Origin of the sequence: Paenibacillus selenitireducens, assembly GCF_002021565.1 — a bacterium.
GTDB lineage: Bacteria > Bacillota > Bacilli > Paenibacillales > Paenibacillaceae > Paenibacillus_K > Paenibacillus_K selenitireducens.
On sequence record NZ_MSZX01000006.1, the window covers coordinates 388,376 to 406,986 of the forward strand.

The 18,611-nt window shown below is 47.5% G+C and carries 16 protein-coding genes; 9 read left to right on the top strand and 7 right to left on the bottom strand.

Going from position 1 to position 18,611, the window contains the following annotated elements; all coding sequences use genetic code 11:
* Nucleotides 1–9: 9 nt before the first annotated feature.
* Entirely contained in the window at nucleotides 10–2,301 is a 2,292-nt protein-coding gene (locus BVG16_RS17545) for a (Fe-S)-binding protein (RefSeq protein ID WP_078500046.1), read from the bottom strand.
* Between the two features lie 240 nt (nucleotides 2,302–2,541).
* Between BVG16_RS17545 and BVG16_RS17550 the strand changes: the two genes are divergently transcribed.
* Both BVG16_RS17550 and BVG16_RS17555 read left to right on the top strand, forming a co-directional pair.
* Nucleotides 2,542–3,315, top strand: a complete 774-nt coding sequence (locus BVG16_RS17550; protein WP_078500048.1) for an electron transfer flavoprotein subunit beta/FixA family protein — start codon at nucleotides 2,542–2,544, stop codon at nucleotides 3,313–3,315.
* A 12-nt stretch (nucleotides 3,316–3,327) separates the two neighbouring features.
* Nucleotides 3,328–4,344, top strand: a complete 1,017-nt coding sequence (locus BVG16_RS17555) for an electron transfer flavoprotein subunit alpha/FixB family protein (RefSeq protein ID WP_078500050.1) — start codon at nucleotides 3,328–3,330, stop codon at nucleotides 4,342–4,344.
* Nucleotides 4,345–4,446: 102 nt separating this feature from the next.
* On the opposite strand, the gene BVG16_RS17560 is transcribed toward BVG16_RS17555, so the two are convergent.
* Nucleotides 4,447–7,059, bottom strand: a complete 2,613-nt coding sequence (locus BVG16_RS17560; protein ID WP_078500052.1) for a GH116 family glycosyl-hydrolase — start codon at nucleotides 7,057–7,059, stop codon at nucleotides 4,447–4,449.
* A gap of 145 nt (nucleotides 7,060–7,204) precedes the next feature.
* On the opposite strand from BVG16_RS17560, the gene BVG16_RS17565 reads away from it, so the two are divergent.
* Nucleotides 7,205–8,068, top strand: a complete 864-nt coding sequence (locus BVG16_RS17565) for a helix-turn-helix domain-containing protein (RefSeq protein ID WP_158081721.1) — start codon at nucleotides 7,205–7,207, stop codon at nucleotides 8,066–8,068.
* Between the two features lie 6 nt (nucleotides 8,069–8,074).
* On the opposite strand, the gene BVG16_RS17570 is transcribed toward BVG16_RS17565, so the two are convergent.
* The 5 genes from BVG16_RS17570 to BVG16_RS17590 form a co-directional block, all read right to left on the bottom strand.
* The gene (locus BVG16_RS17570; protein ID WP_078500055.1) at nucleotides 8,075–8,770 is read right to left on the bottom strand and encodes a response regulator transcription factor; all 696 of its coding nucleotides are present in this window, start codon (nucleotides 8,768–8,770) and stop codon (nucleotides 8,075–8,077) included.
* A gap of 25 nt (nucleotides 8,771–8,795) precedes the next feature.
* Nucleotides 8,796–10,883: an ATP-binding protein gene (locus BVG16_RS17575; RefSeq protein WP_158081722.1), complete on the bottom strand. Its 2,088-nt coding sequence runs from the start codon at nucleotides 10,881–10,883 to the stop codon at nucleotides 8,796–8,798.
* 73 nt (nucleotides 10,884–10,956) lie between these two features.
* Nucleotides 10,957–11,466 carry a VanZ family protein gene (locus BVG16_RS17580; protein WP_078500059.1) on the bottom strand — a complete coding sequence of 170 codons (510 nt, stop codon included), beginning with the start codon at nucleotides 11,464–11,466 and terminating at the stop codon, nucleotides 10,957–10,959.
* 93 nt (nucleotides 11,467–11,559) lie between these two features.
* Nucleotides 11,560–11,841, bottom strand: a complete 282-nt coding sequence (locus BVG16_RS17585; RefSeq protein WP_078500061.1) for a hypothetical protein — start codon at nucleotides 11,839–11,841, stop codon at nucleotides 11,560–11,562.
* Between the two features lie 91 nt (nucleotides 11,842–11,932).
* On the bottom strand, nucleotides 11,933–13,009 hold the full coding sequence (locus BVG16_RS17590) for an FAD:protein FMN transferase (protein ID WP_078500063.1): 1,077 nt from the start codon (nucleotides 13,007–13,009) through the stop codon (nucleotides 11,933–11,935).
* A 135-nt stretch (nucleotides 13,010–13,144) separates the two neighbouring features.
* Between BVG16_RS17590 and BVG16_RS17595 the strand changes: the two genes are divergently transcribed.
* The 6 genes from BVG16_RS17595 to BVG16_RS17620 are packed head-to-tail and all read left to right on the top strand — an operon-like array spanning nucleotide 13,145 to nucleotide 18,590.
* A complete protein-coding gene (locus BVG16_RS17595) occupies nucleotides 13,145–13,549 on the top strand; it encodes a NusG domain II-containing protein (RefSeq protein ID WP_078500065.1) in 405 nt (134 codons plus the stop codon).
* Nucleotides 13,533–14,081 carry a Gx transporter family protein gene (locus tag BVG16_RS17600; RefSeq protein ID WP_078500067.1) on the top strand — a complete coding sequence of 183 codons (549 nt, stop codon included), beginning with the start codon at nucleotides 13,533–13,535 and terminating at the stop codon, nucleotides 14,079–14,081. The genes BVG16_RS17595 and BVG16_RS17600 overlap by 17 nt, the downstream gene beginning before the upstream one ends.
* On the top strand, nucleotides 14,078–14,920 hold the full coding sequence (locus BVG16_RS17605; protein ID WP_078500069.1) for an ATP-binding cassette domain-containing protein: 843 nt from the start codon (nucleotides 14,078–14,080) through the stop codon (nucleotides 14,918–14,920). The genes BVG16_RS17600 and BVG16_RS17605 overlap by 4 nt, the downstream gene beginning before the upstream one ends.
* Complete coding sequence (locus tag BVG16_RS17610; protein WP_078500071.1) at nucleotides 14,896–15,828, top strand: energy-coupling factor transporter ATPase; 933 nt, start codon at nucleotides 14,896–14,898, stop codon at nucleotides 15,826–15,828. Before BVG16_RS17605 ends, BVG16_RS17610 begins: the two co-directional genes overlap by 25 nt.
* Nucleotides 15,794–16,585 (top strand): energy-coupling factor transporter transmembrane component T family protein, encoded by a 792-nt coding sequence (locus BVG16_RS17615; RefSeq protein ID WP_078500160.1) that lies wholly within the window; start codon nucleotides 15,794–15,796, stop codon nucleotides 16,583–16,585. The genes BVG16_RS17610 and BVG16_RS17615 overlap by 35 nt, the downstream gene beginning before the upstream one ends.
* A 34-nt stretch (nucleotides 16,586–16,619) precedes the next feature.
* Nucleotides 16,620–18,590: a peptidase U32 family protein gene (locus BVG16_RS17620; protein ID WP_078500073.1), complete on the top strand. Its 1,971-nt coding sequence runs from the start codon at nucleotides 16,620–16,622 to the stop codon at nucleotides 18,588–18,590.
* The last annotated feature ends 21 nt before the right edge of the window (nucleotides 18,591–18,611 follow it).

Sequence of the window (18,611 nt, forward strand, 5' to 3'; positions counted from 1 at the left end):
CGACATCATTTACTCACCGAATACCGCAAACGCTAAGATTTCGGCAACATCCTTCGTTTGAACTTGTTCATCTACACCCTGCTGCTTCGTGCCATCCGATAACATCGTCAGGCAATAAGGACAGGCGGAACCGATCATGGTTGGCGATACGGCTAATGCTTGCTCTGTCCTCGCAACATTCACCCGTTTGCCTGCGGTTTCTTCCATCCACATCCGACCGCCTCCCGCTCCGCAGCACATCCCGTTCTCGCGCGTACGTTCCATTTCAAGCAAAGTGACCCCCGAAACCGCCCGTAAAATACGACGGGGTGCTTCATACGTTCCGTTGTATCTGCCTAGATAACACGAATCATGATACGTCACTCTTTCCTTAACCTCATGTTTTGGCGTAAGCGCTCCCGAATCAATTAATGCGGCAAGAAGCTCCGTATGATGCCATACTTCCCCCGTAAAGCCAAAGTCGGGATACTCGTTTTTCAAGGTATTGTACGTATGCGGGCATGCGGTTACGATTTTACGAACGCCGTATTTCTCGAATGTCGCCACATTCTCCATACATAGCTGCTGGAATAACATCTCGTTACCCATACGTCTTGGCGTATCGCCGGAATTCCGCTCCTCATTGCCAAGAATGGCGAAATTCACCCCTGCTTCCTGCATCAATCGGACCAAAGCCTCCGTTATTTTGCGGGAACGAAGGTCGTACGACCCCATCGAACCAACAAAGAAGAGATATTCGAAATTCGGATGCTCCTGTACGGTAGGGACCCGGTATCGTTCCGTACGCTCCCGCTTCAAGCGGTTGGCTTGGATTTCGTTTCTCCGGGTAAGATCAATAAGACTGACGGGATCTTCCCCCCGTTCACGGGCCTGTGGTGCCTGTTCTTCGAGCAGATCGCCTTGTTCGATCCATTTTGCCGCGTACTCTTCTGCCCATTTCACCCGATCCATACGGCTCATTCCCCAAGGATTACTCTGCCGTTCGATGTTCTGCATTGCGCGTTGGCCGTCATGCGGCATACTGCCCTGCATCAATACCAGATGACGACGCAGATCAATAATTTTATCCACGTGTTCATTGTCGACGGGACACTGGTCCTCACAGTTCCGACAAGTCGTGCACGCCCATATTTCTTCCTCGGTGATGACATCGCCGATGAGCTGTACGGAGTCCACCGCCACCGCCTCATCGCTCCGCCACGCTTCCTTGTGCGCTGCCATGGTGGGCTGGATCGTCGTTACCAACGTCTTGGATTCGCGAAATTCATCCTGCACAACCACACCTGGATCCACACGATGGACTCCTCCTTGACTGAGCGCAAATGCAGGGACCCAAGGAGATGTAGATGTCATTGCAGCCCCCTTCTCTGTCAAATGATCGCGCAATTTTACGATGAGATGCATAGGCGAAAGCCATTTTCCCGTATTTGATGCAGGACAGACATTCGTACACCGGCCGCATTCCACGCACGCATAGAGATCCAAGAGCTGTTTTTGCGAAAATTGTTCGATTTGATCGACGCCGAACGTTTCTGCATTCTCGTCTTCTAAATCCAATGTACGCAACCGACCCGGGGAACCTTGCCTGCGCAGCCAAATGTTGATCGGCGCCACCAAAATATGAAAGTGCTTCGATTGCGGCACATAGACCAAGAAAAGGAGCAGAATTAGCAGATGAATCCACCATACAATCTCAAACCCTACGGCGCTGCCGGACAATGAAATCCCTTGGAATAAGGAGGCCAAACCAGATGACAGCGGGGCGCTCCACGATCCCTCCATCCCCTGATGCAGACGTTCAAATCCTAGAGCGAAGACCACAGAAAGCATAAGAAATCCAATGAAGAAGACGACAAGACTGGGCTTGAAGTCACGCTTCAATCGCTGAAGCTTCTCCACATAACGCCGAAAAGCCGCGTACAGAATCGCGAGAAGAACAAGCCCCACCGTCACCTCTTGGGTGAACGTGAACCAAGCAGCTTCAAACCACGGAATCCCGCGACCGGCGAGCCCTTTTACAATCAAATCAAGGGCCCCGAACTGTACAATGATAAATCCGTAGAACAAAACAACATGCATACATCCGCTGCGCCAATCTTTGAACAGCTTCGATTGACCGAACACTTGCTTCATAAACTCTTGCTTGCCCTCAATCCCTGTCTTTGTCTTCCCTTGCCTTCGCTCCATCGGCTTCCCTAATCGGATATACATCCATCGGCGGTATACGACGATACCGAACAGTGCGAACGCGTAGCCTACGAGAAGTAGAGCTGCAAGCAGGCGTACGACGCCCAAGCTCATGAGACATCCTCTCCTTCGCTCTTTTACGAAATAAACCCTGAACCCGAGTCCCCACGATGCCATCCTCGTTACTGATATATGTCCATAGATGCCGAAAAATGAGTTCGGGATAAGCGGTATTTTAACGCTGTTCGATTAATAAACTTACGGGAGAAGGTATTTACGTGCTTAAATATGACAATAAATCGTGAGCAAAACATGACTTTAGCCATCAATCCCGATGCGAAAGGAGTATAAGAAATGGATATTTGGGTGTTACTGAAGCAAACATTCGATACGGAGGAGAAGATCACGCTGGTGAACGGCAATATTGACGACACGGGAGTGAAATATATCGTAAATCCTTATGATGAATATGCCGTCGAAGAAGCGATTCGAATCGTTGAACGCCAAGGGGGGAAAGTAACGGTTCTATCTATCGGCCCGGAAAAAACGGGAGAAGCCCTCCGTACGGCCTTAGCCATGGGCGCGGATGAAGCCGTTCTTATTACGGATGACCGGATTCCTCAAGATGAATGGGCCATCGTACATGTATTGACCGCCTATCTTACCGGACACAAACCTGATCTGATTCTGGGAGGAAATTTCTCCGTCGATCACGGGGCAGGACAGGTCGCCATCCGACTCGCACATCAGCTGGACATTCCGCACGTGGGCTCGATTACGAAGCTCGACATCACCGCGGATGGAAAAGCAGTCGTACAACGGGATGCGGAAGGGGATATCGAAATCATCGAGACGGCGATCCCCGCTCTCTTCACCGCCCAACAAGGTTTGAATGAGCCTCGCTACCCGACATTGCCCGGTATTATGAAAGCCAAGAAAAAGCCGTTCCGGCAGCTGACACTGGACGATATTCCTTCATTTTCTTGGGATGATTTCGCTGCAAGAACCTCTCGATTAGAACTGTCTTTGCCGCCTGCACGTCAAGCAGGCATCCTACTCAAAGGGGATATGCATGAACAGGCCCTTGACCTTGTTCGAAGATTACACGAGGATGCCAAAGTGATTTAAGGAGGGGATTATGTGAGCCGTACATTACTTACCTATGCGGAAATACGCCACCATCAATTACGACAAGTCTCGTTCGAGGCCGTGAGTGCTGCCGCCCATATTGTTCAGGATCAAGATCAAATCGTGACCTGTCTCTTCTATGGGTCAGCTGAAGATCCTGCCGAAGTCGAGCGTTATGCGAAAGAACTCTTCGCCCACGGAACGAAACGGTTGTATACAATTGCGCATACCGATTTAGAAACCTATCATGCCGAAGCCTATTTTCAAGCATTTCATCACGTCGTGACAACCGTTCAACCGCACGTCATTCTACTGGGGCATACCGCCCTTGGCCGGGATCTTGGCCCCCGGTTGGCTTCCGCCTTCCAAGCGGGACAACTATCTGACGTCACGGACATTCAGCAGCAAGGGGAGCACATCATCTGTACAAGGCCGCTCTATGCGGGCAAGGCCGTAGAGAAGCGGACGATCCAAGGTTCACCCACTCGCCCGGCAATCATCACGATCCGCCCTAACAACATTCCGCTTCAGCCTGTTCAAGATACGACTCCGTCGAGAGACGTTGTTGCACTGCCCTACACGCCTCCCACACTACGAAGCATCGTTCGCGAGGTGGTCCGCAAAACAAGCGGGAAGCTCGACTTATCTGAAGCCAAAATTATCGTCTCCGGCGGACGGGGCGTGAAGAGCGCCGAAGGGTTTCAACCCCTGGAAGAACTCGCCTCCGTTCTGCAAGGCGCGGTTGGAGCATCCCGCGGCGCATGTGATGCGGGATATTGCGACTACGGTCTCCAAATCGGACAGACTGGGAAAGTCGTCACGCCTGAAATTTATATCGCCTGCGGAATTAGTGGTGCAATTCAACATCTAGCGGGGATGAGCAGTTCACGCGTCATCATCGCCATCAACAAAGATCCCGAAGCTCCGATCTTTAAGATCGCGGATTACGGGATCGTAGGAGACCTCTTCGAGGTCGTGCCGCTGCTGACGGCGGCTTTCCGTGATTTGCTGCAGAAACAGCAAGCGTAAACTCGTCGCTGGACTGGACTAACCGCATATCGATGCAAAATCAGGGACTGACTCCTCGGATTTCTACCGAGGACAGTCCCTGGTCCCTGTTGATTGAGCTGACTAAGCAGACTTGCTTACACTCAAATGCTCTCCACTTCTCAATACGACGGATTCGCCCAACCGGATATATCCGAACGCATCCGTGAGGATGTTTTCCTGCCGTCCATTCGGATATTGGATGCGTACAGCGACATTAGCGAATTTCGGCAACTTAAGCGTACTCACTTCCAACTGTCCATAGGAAATGCTGAGTTCAGCGGTCTGCTCCTTCTGTATATACATTCCCCATCCGCTCTCGAGCGACCAGAAAAACCGATAACATTCCAGTGCTTTGAGATCCTTCTGTGATACCGGGTCAAACCCGATCATCCTAGCTGTCATATCATACATAAACCCGCTGTATGCAAGGAGAAGTGAATAACTAGCCATGGACCGGGCATAATTGCTGCCGCATTCGATCTCATTCCATGGATTACGTTTCTCGCCGTCGTAACGGTCCCGAATCGCCTTGACGATCGTTAGGCCTTCCTGAAGCAGCCCTTCTTGAATCATATGGGAGGCGGCTTGATATTCAAACCCTGTCATTGTCTCCGAATTATAGGTTAGCGGTATCGATGGCTTAGCCGTACCTTCCGGCCACGAACAGATGATTAGACCAGCCTCATCATTCAGCGTATATAAGCGCCAAGTATTCGCCTCATTCCGCATGCTCGATTTGAAATTATGCTGATACAACGCTTGCAAGGCTTGCCGTGTCTGCGCTTTATCGAATATCTCGCCTAGCCCGCACAAATTTGCATGCCATTGGGCAATAACCTGGTCAATGACGCAACCCTCTGCAACCTGATACTTGATTTCGCCGAGCTCGCGATTCCAGTACCCTCGTTCTGCGTCCTCTCCGAAGACAGCCAGAATATCCCGATCTGACAAGTCAATAAGCTGCATATAATAGGACCCGTTAAATAGATTCTGATCCACCCAAGCTTTCCCTCGTTCGAACATGTGCTGGTAGACTTGGCCTGTCTCCGATTCACCCAAATAAATCGCCATTTCAGATCCAGCTTTTAAGGCTGCGAGGTAGAATCCGCTCAACCATGAATTGGGCCCATAGAGTTCCATATCCAACGTATGATGCTGCCTGCCTTCCAGCCAACCTTTTTGGTGAGGGTCCCACTGATCCTCGTTCGTTTCCGCCCATGCATACTCAATTGATTTTTTAATAGCTGGCCAGTTCATTCTGAGCCACTCATCGTTACCGGAGATTTTCCAATCCCGATACGCTTTAATCACACCGCCGAATTGACCGTCCGCACAGGCATGGAAATCATGCGCCTCACGCCCGACCGGAAGGTTGAGCCGGAACGACATTCTTCCATCCGACCGCTGGTTATAATTGAAATCCAGATCACGCATGCTTCGTTCTAACTGAGGGAACAGGAACGGCATCCCATAAGCATAATTCCATACGTGTGTGCAAGAGCCTTCACAGCAGCCGGTATCTTCAATACCGCCCTCGAAACCATAAAAGGATCCATCCGTTAACCGCATACACGTCGCCGTCTTCAATACGGATAAATTTGCCGAGACCGCTTCCTTTACGACTTCCGGTAATGTCGAGGAGAACATCGCTTCTTTGAAGGCTAACGTTTCATCATATAGACGCTGCCAATGCCCCAACGCATACACCGCACTGGCGCGGGAATCTGCGAATAACGATGCATAATAATTTTTCCAGCTGCTATTGCCTGCTGCCGGCGGGTTCCAATAGTTCTCCACGTTCGGATAGTTCCACGAGATCGTAAATCTAACCTTGCCTTTTTCGCCTGGCGCAAGCGTCACATGGGAGGCAAGCGAGGCCGTATCTTTACGCTGCTGGTTTCCTTCATCCTCGGCGTATACTCTATTCTTCAACCGCCCCGGCTTCGTAAAGTCATGCCAGTACATTTCCAGCGCATCGCACCAGCTGCCGCGATACCAATAGGCCTGATGACTGATCTCGTCCGAATCTGTCGCGATACATACATCTCCATAGGCAACATGCGCTGCATCATATTGATTGGAAGAAAGCTTTAAGGTATGAAGGAGTTGGCCTTGCTCCCCTGGGATATCAGCAAAATGATGTGTCACTTTCTCTATAGGTACGGGATCTGCCACTGACAAACATAACGTGTAAGTGATTGGAGCATCACTTGTATTCTCAATCTCCCATTCAAAAAAAGCCGCCGGAATACTGGAGTCTTGATCGTTTAACGGAATAAATGGATTGAATGCGAGTAATTCAACCTGCCCAGGGAACGCAGGGTCTTCAAATGTCATCGATGCCAGAGGAAATTCTCCTGAGAATCCCGTATGTTGGAAATGCGGCATACCGGCCATCGTCTGGCTCTGAGGCCCAAATCCATAACCGCTATGAATCGGACCCCCTCGAATATGTTCTCCCATATACGGGGCTTGCAAATCGCCATTTAAAACCCGGGCATCCAACAGCTGTCCATCCTGCTCTGCTTTGATAGCAAAGTGGCTAAAACCGTTATAACTCTTCTTGTTAGGCCGATTATGAATTTCCCAGTCGACGAGCCGGCCATTCCCCGAAAGACCAATACACCCGCTTCCAATCCCCCCAAGTGGGAATACGATTTCTTTAGTTTTCGCACCCGTATATACCTTTTTCATAACATATCTCCCTTTACCTCAAAGTCATATGTATACGTAAAGAATAGTCCTGTGCGATAATCATAGTTGAATTCGTTCTCAGAATCTTTGTCTAAATCGGGTTACTTTGATGTCAAAAACGATTGTTTTTGTAGGGAGGCATATCATGCATATCGAGGAATTCGAACTTGTACCTTACATACGCAACGCCGACTACGCGATCCGTCCGCCCTTTCTATTGGGTAAACGCAACTTATTGGACTATATTATTTTTTATGTACAGGAAGGCTTATTTGAGATTCAAGTTGACGGAGACACGCATGTATTAAAAGAAGGGGATTGGGCGCTGCTGCAGCCTGGGGACATCCATACGATTCGAGGCATGACAAATACGATAAACCCATATATTCATTTGGATTTTTTCTATAACACACAAAAAAAGAACAGCTTTATCACCGGTCCTGGTCAAGTGGATCTGAGCCTGCACGCATCCTTCATGCAGCCGAGACTCAATCATTGTGACGGCTTCAACGTACCGGTGAAATTAGAGCTTGACCAACCCCAGCGAATGAGAGATCTCGTCTTTAAAATCATTGAAAGCTGGCAGCTGCAAACCTATATTGGCAAACTAGAGGCACATCAACTGGTGCATGAGTGGATTGCCGCTTTTATGAAGCAATACATGATATCAGCCCCCGTTCGAACACAAGCCAAACCCTTTTTGAACTGGATTACCTCCTACTTCGCTTTCCACATCTCCGAACCGATTACCATTCATGATATGGCGAAAAGGGCTGGATTATCTGAATCAAGGTTCACGGTCCTATTCAAACAATATTTCGGCATGACACCGCATCAGTACTTGTTAAAACTCCGAATCGAACATGCTGAGGAGCTGTTAAGAGACGGTCAATCCATCAAAAAAGTAAGTGAGTACTGCGGGTTTACGGATGTACACCATTTCGCGAAGACGTTCAAAGCCATGACAGGAATTACGCCAGGGCGATATCGTGAAGATTCCCTAAGATAATACAACCTACTCCATATGAAACTTATATCCTACACCTCGAACGGTTCTTACGTATTGCGGGCTGCTCGGATCATCTTCGATTTTTTTGCGCAAATTGCTCATATGTACCATAACGGTCCGCTCATCACTTTCCCGATCTGCCCCCCATATATGCTCAAAGAGATGAGAGATGCTGAAAACCCGATTCGGATTCTTCAGCAGGTAGAACAAGAGTTGCCGCTCCTTCACGAATAAAGGAACCTGCTTCCCACGGACACGAACCACTTCATTCCGGAGATCAATCTCCAAATGTCCATGGCTCCACAGACTTTCTCGCGATCCCTCCATATCCAGAATAGCTGAACGGCGCAGGTTCGACTTGACCCGTGCGACCATGATCGAAGGGTTAAATGGTTTCGTGATATAATCATTCCCGCCCAAAGACAAGCCTTCCACAATATCATCATTATCGCGCTTGCAACTCATAAAGATAATCGGGATTTCAGACACTTTGCGCACTTCCATGCATACTGTCATGCCGCTCATCCCGGGAAGTAAAATATCCATGAGAATCAAGTCCGGTTTCGCGGCAGGCAGCAATTCAAGGCCCTGCTCCCCGCTCTCAGCATAAACCACTCGGTATCCTTCACGCTCAAGATACAAGCCCATAAGCTCCCCAATTTCTGCATCATCCTCAATGACCATCACAGTCTGTGTCGACATGCCTTATTCCTCCCATCTTCCCCAGTTAAGACCTTCTTACTGGAATCGCAAAATATACATCGCTGCCTTCCCCTAGCTTGCTGTGAATCCCAATCGTTCCGCCGTGAATCGTAATGATCTCTTTGCAGATGGATAAACCCAGTCCAGATCCTTTCGATTTATTCCGCTGCGAATGTTTGCCTCGGTAGAATCGATCGAATAAGTACGGTATTTCTGCTTCATCCATTCCCGAGCCATGATCCAGAATATGGACCGTCATCTCGTCCTTCTTCATCTGAACTTCGATGTGAATCGCCCGACCTGGAACGGTATGATGCTTCGCGTTATTTAATAAATTGACGATGACCTGCTCCATGCGTGCCGGATCCAACTCCACCGTATACGACTCGTCTAAGCCTGCATCCAGTTCGAAAGCCAGCTCATAATCGTAACCGGCTAAATCTAATTTGTATTTGTCATACAACTTCGACAGGTAAGGAATGGCGGTGACGGTTTGGAAGTCAAATGCTATTTGTTTGGCTTCTAATTTGGATAACTCAAAGAGATCGCCGATTAATCGATCCATGACCATCGTCTTCTCATAAATCATCCGCATATACTTGGGATGACCCGGTGCGATGACACCATCCATCATGGCTTTCATGTAACCTTGAATCGACGTTAACGGCGTACCCAGCTCATGCGAGATATCCGATAACAAATGGCGAAGGGACTGCTCCATTTGACTTAAATGCTGATTGACTTGAAGCAACTCTTGATTCGACTGCTCTAGCTCGGCGGCACGAAGCTGGATTCCTTCTTCCAACGTCTGGTTCCATCGACTTAGCTCCTGCGATAACCGCTGGACTTGACCATATGATTTAGAGAACTGCCTCGCAAGCCACATGCCTTGCAGGGTTAAGCTGATAAACATCCCAAGAGAGATCATATCCGCGAAGCCGAGTAGATCGGTATAATAGAAAATTTCAAGGATAATGCAAGGGATCAGAATAATGACGGAAAATAGTTGAAAAAGAGCCCCTTCTCGACGTCGCCAAATCGCTAAAATCACGATGTACAGCCAGTTGATGAAGGCAACCAGAACAATCCAAACATAGTAACTAAGAATGTGCGTGTATACATAAGCGGGTGTAAGTAAGACAACGAGGATGAGTGTGATATGTAATCCAATCGTAAGATGTCCGAGCAGACGTTGTCGTTCATGTGGAAATTGAATTTGAATAAAGAATGTAAAACATAAAATGGCAGTATAGGCGGTAATGTACTCCACCTTTACGGAAGCAACCCATGGAATTTGAGGAATAAAAAATACAGCTAACGTCTGGCCCAAGAATAAGGTCCGCAATCCAACCGCAATACATGTCAGTCCATAAAATAGTGCAGTTTTGGTATGACGACGTTGCAAATAAAATAAACAATGATACAAACCGATCATGAGCAAGGTTCCTGCCAAAAAAACTTCGTACGCAACCCGCTTCACGCGTTGATCCGCAATTTGATCCGCCTGACCAAGTTCAATATGTTCCCATATGCCCGCTTTGCGCTGAACAAAACTAGATACTTGAATCACAATATCTACATCGGATTGTTCAGGCAGGAATGATCCGATCTGCGCGTAATTGTGCGGTACCATTTCTTCATAACTGCGTCCTACCGTCCCTTGGGATAAGAGAAGCTTGCCATTCACCCACAGCTTATACGCGGATGCCACGTCATTCACGTGAATCGATTTCAGTTGGCCTGCCTCATGATCCGGGAGACGTATCTTCAACCGGTAGGTTGCATAACCCTTGTTCGATAACAAATGGCCATCCTTTATGTAGCTCGTCCATGAATTCGGCACCTCGACGTGCATTGGCGGCGGGAGCTTACCTTGAAGGAACGTATTCGGGTCAATCAGCTGATTCCAATAGAACCGCCATTGACCGTCCAGCTTCAAGATACCGTCCCGCTCAAAATCCCACTGGCTTGCATCCAAGATCCCTTGATCAGCATACGGTGTGCCCCGGGCTTGTTCCATCGTATGTACTAAGGGGGCGGCAGACGCACGTCCTTGAGCGGCAAAAAGAAAAATATATATACCGATCATACCAAGTATCTTTAACGTTCTCATTCCATCCCTCATCATGTGGTTCTTGAATTATCTTCCACTAATTCACCATCTGATGACAAAATCCTGCATTACTTTAGGAAATTCGACGTTTCTTCATACGGCTTCGAATCATAAGAACAAGGATGAATAAGAACGAAACAACCAATACGCCGACGGAATCCATAGCCACATCAATGGCGTGCCCTGTCCGACCCGGAACAAAAGACTGATGCCATTCATCCGATGCCGCATAAAGAATCGAAAGCACGGCGCCTACAGGAATCGCAATACGACGCCATGTCGCATGCGATAAGAGCGTCATAATCCATAAAAATGTCAAAATGGCATATTCGGTCACATGTCCGCCTTTACGTATAAAAAATTCAATAAAATCATAGGGCTTCTTCCATGTGACCAAGCCGCCGTCATAGTTGAACTCCCAGTGCGGCAGTCCATGATCAATGACATATTGCGGAATCCATGAGGCAAGCCATGGACGAATATCTTGCTCTTGATAACTCTGCGCTGACTTATAAAAAATAAAAATCATCCAAATCACGGTGAGAACCAGCCAAAACATAAAACCGCGATGCTTACGTAGCATCCTGAACACCTCTCCTCTACGCATGATGGCAAGAAAAAAACATGCCAAGAAGCTCGTTGACATGTTCGTTATCTTGTTATGCGATATTCTTTTTTACGCTTGAGATAGCACCGACGAGATCAATTCACGATCTTGCACCTGTGCATGAATTTGGTCTACAACGTTCGCCATACATTTGCAAATGTAGTCTCTACGGCAGATCGGGCAAGGTGTCGTATGCAATCGGTTGATATTTTTGACCGTCCATTCCGGGTATCTATTGTAGAACATTCTGCACTTAATGCCGTCTTGCAGTTCAACAACAAATTGGTAAAGGCCTTCTTTTTCGTTATAATCTGAAAGTTTGAAATCAATTACTTTAGGAATGTATGCCATAGTACCACCTTTAATTTAAGAGATTTTTCAATCGTATTGCTGATACTCTATGATAAAGAAAAATACGCCCGGTGTCAAATAAGGCTCTTCCTTAATTGGCAAATGCATACGCATCATTCGTTAACGTAAATTTCTCTCGCATCCCAGATGTCGCGTAGATCTTTTTATCCTTGGTAATAAATATCGCTTCGGTATTGGCCATATTTTCCACGAACTTCATTCCTTCTTCCTTCCCCAAAGCGAACAATGTCGTCGACAACGCGTCCGCATCAATCGAATGGTCCGTTATGATCGATACGCTATTCAGGTCATTGACGACCGGATACCCTGTCTTCGAATCTAAAATGTGGTGATATTGAACGCCATTCTCGATAAAATATCGCTCGTATATACCGGATGTAACGACCGTCTGGTTATCAACTTTCATGCTGCCAATTTGGTTCCCGCGAGATTCATTAGGATCTTGAATGCCAATCGTCCACAATTGATTGCCAGGCTTCAACCCGAGCGCAAAAATATTCCCGCTCAAGTCAATAATCGCGCTGTTCATCTCGCGTTCCGTTAAATACGCTGCAACGCGATCCGCCGCATACCCCTTGGCGATTCCGCCAAGATCCAGCGCCATATCGGTTTCTTTCAGGAATAACGTTTTTTTCGCTTCGTCGAGCACAAGATTCGTATAATTCACATGCTTGAGCGCTTCGTCGATCTTCGCCTGAGGTGGCACATGAGCACCTTCATGGTTAATATTCCATAGCGATACCAACGTTCCGATCGCTACGTTAAACCGGCCTTTGGACATTTCTGAATATTTCTGCGCCGTTTTCACAACATAAAATGTCTCGTCGGATACTTGCACCGGATGTTTGCCTGCATTCGCATTGACTTTTGATATATCACTGGTTTCTATCGTTCGGCTCATTTTGTTCTCAATATCATCGAGCAGCGCCTTGATTTCCGCAAAATGATGATCTGTCACTTTATTGTCATACACTCGAATGGAAACAACAGTATCAAATACAAAATAGGTCTTAGATTTCGGCGTTACAGCCGCTTCTTGATTCGTGGATGGCTCCTTAAGGGTGGATTCCTGCTGCTTCCCGCTACAGCCGGTAACCGCGAGTACGCAGAGAATCAAGGCCAAAAACACCTTTTGGAAACGTGGCATGAAGTTACCTCCTCAAAAATGTAAGCAAACATTATATCAAACATCGTTCCATTTTTCCATTTCATCACGCATAGAATGTTTAAATTTTTAAGTATATAATCCAGAATAAATACAGAGTAGGAGATAACATACTTAATGAAACTAAAACGTGGAGATATGTTCTTAATTGCCGGAGTTCTTGTCGTTGCGATCATTTTCATCATCATAAAAGCAATCCCTCATGAAGTAAGTGAAAAAACGCACAGCAATAAAGTCGCTAAAATTACGATAAACGGAAAATTACACCAGACCGTCGAACTCACGGCCGAACCCCAAGAAATTAAAGTAGAAACCGAAGACGGTCACTTCAACTTACTGAAAGTTCATGATTATGGCATTGAAATGATCGATGCGGATTGCCCAGATAAAGTATGTCTGACTTTCGGGTTTATTACCCGAACATCCGATACGATCATCTGCCTGCCCCATCGTGTGATGGTGGAAATTGAGAACACCAATGACTCGAACCAAGGAGATGAACTCGATGCCGTCGTCAAATAATTCATCTGCCCTCATGCTGAAGCGAACGGTGATGATAGCTATTTTCGCCGCCGTCGCTGTAGTACTAAGTATTATCGAATCCATGGTACCTATGCCTTTCGCTGTACCCGGAGCCAAACTAGGTCTTGCCAACATTATGGTATTAACCTGTCTCTATTTCTTGAGCGGGAAAGATACATTTATGCTCATCATTCTTAAGACTATTCTTACAGCCTTTATTTTCGGAACCTTTTCCAGTTTCTTATTCAGTTTCTTTGGAGCGATCTTCAGCTTCGCGATCATGTACGTCCTGATGCGGCTTGGTCGTAACTCCTTCAGCTTAATCGGAATCAGCATCGCCGGCGGTATTGCGCATAATTTAGGTCAGTTGACCGCTGCGATGATTGTTTTCAAGACATCCAAGATTTTCTACTACTTGCCGGCACTTATGCTGACGGGAATCGTAACCGGGATCTTCATTGGACTCGCGGTGAAATATTTGATCGCTTCGTTATCCAAACTATCCTTATTTAAAGGACGGGCAAACTCATGACGAGACCCATCATATCATTGGATCACGTCCATTATTCGTATCCCGAATCGCCAGATACTGCAATTCTACGGGACATCTCGTTCACGATTGAAGCTGGACAATGGGTATCCATTATCGGGGCTAACGGATCAGGAAAATCAACGCTCGTCAAATTGTTCAATGGACTGCTCTCAGCATGTGAGGGGCAAATCCGAATCGGCGATACGCTGCTTTCACCGGATACTTTATATGACATCCGGAGGCAGATCGGCTTCGTATTCCAGAATCCGGAGAATCAATTTGTCGGTACGACCGTGCTGGAGGATATGGCCTTTGGCCTTGAGAATCTAGCATTGGACCGGCATGTGATGCAAGAGCGGGTCCGCCACTATGCGGAGAAACTGAACATTACACCGTTTCTTGCGAGACATCCAAGCGAACTATCCGGTGGACAGAAACAACGCGCTGCTATTGCTGCCATTCTGGCGATGGAGCCCGGCATCGTGATCTTTGATGAAGCAACATCCATGTTAGATGAGCAAGCCAGACGTGAAATACTCGCTATCATGGAACAGATGCGTAGAAGTGGTGACTACACCATCGTATCCATCACGCATGATGCCGATGAAATCGAAGCTTCCGATCGCGTCATCGCTTTATCTGAAGGACATGTCATTGCGGATGGAACGCCATTATCCCTGATGGAACGAGCGGACATTATGGAACCGTGTCATTTGATACCTTCCTTCTATTTGCGTCTTGCTCGTCAACTTCAGCACCAATACCGCCTACCGGTTCATTTGCATCCAGATGAGCGCGGAATTGTGGAGGAATTATGCCAATTGTATTCAGCGAAGTAAGCCATGCTTATCCCACAGATCCATCCTATTTGGCCTTGGACCGTATACAATTTCAAATTCAAGAAGGTCAATTTGTAGGGATTATTGGACCCACGGGATCTGGCAAATCGACATTACTCCAGCACTTCAATGCAATCTTGCGGCCCACGTCTGGTCGTGTGCAGATCCTGGATTTTCAGATCACACCAGGTGAAAAGATTCACGATGTAAAGAAGCTGCGCCAACGGATCGGTCTTGTCTTCCAGTTCCCAGAACAGCAATTATTCGCCGAAACGGTGGAACAGGATCTCTGCTTCGGTCCTCTGAACTTCGGGGCGACGACGGATGAAGCCAAAGCACTTGCTGTTTCTGCGCTAGAACTTGTCGGACTTGGTACGGATTTATTAGACCGCAGTCCTTTCCAATTAAGCGGCGGCCAAATGCGTAAAGTTGCGATCGCCTCTGTGCTTGCAATGAATCCGGATGTCCTGGTGCTGGATGAACCCACCGCGACGCTGGATCCCAAAAGTCGTGCAGATTTTCTGGAATTATTGCACAAACTATGCAAACAGCAGAACAAGACGGTGATTGTGGTAACGCATCGATTAGATGAAGTTCTTCCCTATACAGACCACTTGCTCGTAATGCATGAAGGTCGTATCGGCTTTGAGGGCTCCAATATGGAGCTGTTCCAGCAAGCAGAGATGCTGAAGAAATGTAAGATGGCGATTCCCAAACCTTTTCAAATCTTACGAACCTGCGAGTTGATCACCCATCAGGCGGTAGCACTCTCGACGCCAAATGAGCGGGCAACGTTCTCTATCGAATGGGTCGCGCACCAAATCGATCGCATGATGACAGCATGGTATACAAGTGTAGAAGGCGAGGTGTCGCATGCAGCAAAAGTTCATCTTCGGCAGAGTGATTGAGACGGGATCTTGGGTACATCAATTGGACCCCAGATCCAAAATGACGGCGATGGCGCTGTTTGCCGTTATCGTTGTAATGCTTCAATCGCTGACTGATTTTATCGTGGTGACGGCGACCTCGCAGATCGTTCTATACAGCACGCGGATTAAACTCACGACCTATTGGCGCGCGGTACGTCCCTTGAAATATCTCATGCTCTTTATTTTTCTTTTTCAAATCTTTCTTGAGAGCGGCGGTGAACTGCTGGTCTCCTGGGGGCCGATTCAAATATATAGCGGAGGAATCCTAACGGCGGTATTTACTGTATGGCGTATGTTCTTGTTCGTTTCGTTTACAGCACTTCTTACTTTTACGACGGCGCCCGCCAAGCTCACACAAGGTTTGGAGGACATATTGAAGCCTTTGTCCATCTTCCGGATCTCAGCACAGAAAATTGCGTTGATGCTAACGATCGCGCTGCGTTTTATCCCGACAATTCTCGAGGAAACACAGCGCATTGTGAAGGCTCAAGCTTCACGGGGAGCAGACTTGAAGGAGCTTCCGTGGAAGGATAAAGCGAAAACGATGATTGCACTGCTCGTCCCTGTTACCGTCTGCGCATTTCGCCGTGCGGAGGACTTGGTGAATTCGATGGAATCCCGGGGTTATCAATTGGATGCGCCACGTTCCAAGTACTTTATATTAACCTGGCAGAAGCAGGACACCTTATTTTTGTCGATATTTGTTCTCTTAGGTATTCTTGTATTTTTTATATAAATTATAAGCGTTATAGATGATGGAGGTAATTCAGATGGCACGATATTTTAATGGAAAAGAAGTAGAACTACTAGCACCCGCAGGCACGTTCGATATATTTGAAACTGTTATTCGTACGAATTGTGATGCCGTATATTTCGGTGGACCTAGCCTGAACATGCGTATGATGCGCAAAGGCTACAACTTGAGTTATGAGGAAATTAACCAGGCGATTTCCATCGCGCATTCCCTCGGCAAACGTGTATATATTACTTTGAACAATTTGGTTAACGAGACGGACATGGATGATGCAAGACAGTACCTGCAATTCATTCATGAAGCGCAGCCTGATGCGATCATCGTCCAGGATTTTGCTATTCTATCCTTGATTCGGGATATGGGCTTGGACATCAAGGTCCACTCTTCCGTCATGATGAACGTACACAACCTTGAGATGATTCGGTTCCTTGCAGAGCTCGGCGTTACTCGTGTAGTCGCATCCCGGGAGATGGACTTGCAAACCGCCCGTTATCTTCAAGCGAAGACGGGGATGGAATTCGAATACTTTGTGCACGGGGATATGTGTACGGTGCACGGTGCCAACTGCCACTTCAGCTCGATGCTCTTCGGAATGAGCAGTAATCGCGGTCAATGCATGAAGCCATGCCGCTGGGATTATCGCGTGAAGAAAGACGGGTTTATTTATCCGACGGAATACCCGTTAGCAGCCAAAGACATGAATCTCTACGAATATATTCCGGAATTAATCGAATCCGGCATTACTTCCTTCAAAATCGAAGGGCGTATGCGCGACAAAGAATTTGTCACAATGCTCATTAATAGCTATGGCGATGCGATTGACCGTTATATTGCCGATCCAATCGGTTACAACCGGTCTCAAAATTCCGAGGAGATTTTCGATAATCGCAAACGCGATTTCTCGACCGCTTATGCTTTCGGCAAACCGGGCTTATCCTATATTAATCGTCGCTATGAAGGTACCGGGAAGTTCTACAGTACTGGTAAAGTATTCAGTACGCCAACACCGGAGCGCAGCATTCAAGAGGAACGCCTGAATGAAGTGAAATCCGCAGTCTCAACCGTTCAACGGCCATCATCTGCGCCAGCAGATCTTTCCATTCGCGTGAACAATGCGGCACAAGCGAAGGTTGCGATCGAAGAAGGCGTTGAGCATATCTACCTGGCAGGAGATGTGTATGCTCCTGACCGTCCGTTCACGAAACAAGAGATTATCGAATTAACCGCGATGAAAGGCTCATCCAACATCTATCTCGGGCTTCCGCGCATGATGACGGAGTTGCAGTTTGAACAATATGCCCAACTATTAGAAACCTCTGACTTAGGAATCGATGGGATCGTCGTGACCAATGTGGGGGCCATGCATAAGTTTAGACATCTCGGTCTGAAGATGATTGGTGACTATAACCTGAACATTTCCAACAATCAAGCAGCTATGTTCTATCAACAGCATGGATTGGAACGGTTCACTTCATCCATCGAGCTGCCGCTGCAGCATTTCACCGAATTGCTGGAACATAATAACGTCCCGATGGAAGTGGTCGTCCATGGAACGCCTGTCGTGATGTACCTGGAACTCGATTTATATGACAATACGGAAGTCTTCGATCCGATCGGGGAAGAAGAGAACAAATATGTGCACAATCAGCACTTGGTGCTCATGACGGATAAAGGCGAAAACCCGGTCTACCGCGATCAATACGGTCGCAATCACCTGACAACAGCGAAGGAGATCTGCTATTTGCCGCTGCTCCAAGAACTGCTTCAAGCAGGGGTCCGGCATTTCCGCATCGAAGGCAGCACCTATGCCGTCGATTCATTACGCAAGATCATTCGCACGTATCGGCAAGCATTGCAGTCACCTGTGCAGAGCGCAGCGTTATATACAGAATTACCTCCTGTTTATGCGGGATATACGTTAGGTACCTTGTCGTTCGGCCAAGTGGCTCAGGAAGCTGAACCCGTTGAAGCAGTACTACAAAAATGACCCATCGAAAGGAGCATTCCC

Bases quoted from the DNA above. Each gene is read 5' to 3' on its own strand.
- BVG16_RS17545 (WP_078500046.1), bottom strand. From the start codon at position 2,301: ATGAGCTTGGGCGTCGTACGCCTGCTTGCAGCTCTACTTCTCGTAGGC.
- BVG16_RS17550 (WP_078500048.1), top strand. From the start codon at position 2,542: ATGGATATTTGGGTGTTACTGAAGCAAACATTCGATACGGAGGAGAAG.
- BVG16_RS17560 (WP_078500052.1), bottom strand. From the start codon at position 7,059: ATGAAAAAGGTATATACGGGTGCGAAAACTAAAGAAATCGTATTCCCA.
- BVG16_RS17565 (WP_158081721.1), top strand. From the start codon at position 7,205: ATGCATATCGAGGAATTCGAACTTGTACCTTACATACGCAACGCCGAC.
- BVG16_RS17570 (WP_078500055.1), bottom strand. From the start codon at position 8,770: ATGTCGACACAGACTGTGATGGTCATTGAGGATGATGCAGAAATTGGG.
- BVG16_RS17575 (WP_158081722.1), bottom strand. From the start codon at position 10,883: ATGAGAACGTTAAAGATACTTGGTATGATCGGTATATATATTTTTCTT.
- BVG16_RS17580 (WP_078500059.1), bottom strand. From the start codon at position 11,466: ATGCTACGTAAGCATCGCGGTTTTATGTTTTGGCTGGTTCTCACCGTG.
- BVG16_RS17585 (WP_078500061.1), bottom strand. From the start codon at position 11,841: ATGGCATACATTCCTAAAGTAATTGATTTCAAACTTTCAGATTATAAC.
- BVG16_RS17590 (WP_078500063.1), bottom strand. From the start codon at position 13,009: ATGCCACGTTTCCAAAAGGTGTTTTTGGCCTTGATTCTCTGCGTACTC.
- BVG16_RS17595 (WP_078500065.1), top strand. From the start codon at position 13,145: ATGAAACTAAAACGTGGAGATATGTTCTTAATTGCCGGAGTTCTTGTC.
- BVG16_RS17600 (WP_078500067.1), top strand. From the start codon at position 13,533: ATGCCGTCGTCAAATAATTCATCTGCCCTCATGCTGAAGCGAACGGTG.
- BVG16_RS17605 (WP_078500069.1), top strand. From the start codon at position 14,078: ATGACGAGACCCATCATATCATTGGATCACGTCCATTATTCGTATCCC.
- BVG16_RS17610 (WP_078500071.1), top strand. From the start codon at position 14,896: ATGCCAATTGTATTCAGCGAAGTAAGCCATGCTTATCCCACAGATCCA.
- BVG16_RS17615 (WP_078500160.1), top strand. From the start codon at position 15,794: ATGCAGCAAAAGTTCATCTTCGGCAGAGTGATTGAGACGGGATCTTGG.
- BVG16_RS17620 (WP_078500073.1), top strand. From the start codon at position 16,620: ATGGCACGATATTTTAATGGAAAAGAAGTAGAACTACTAGCACCCGCA.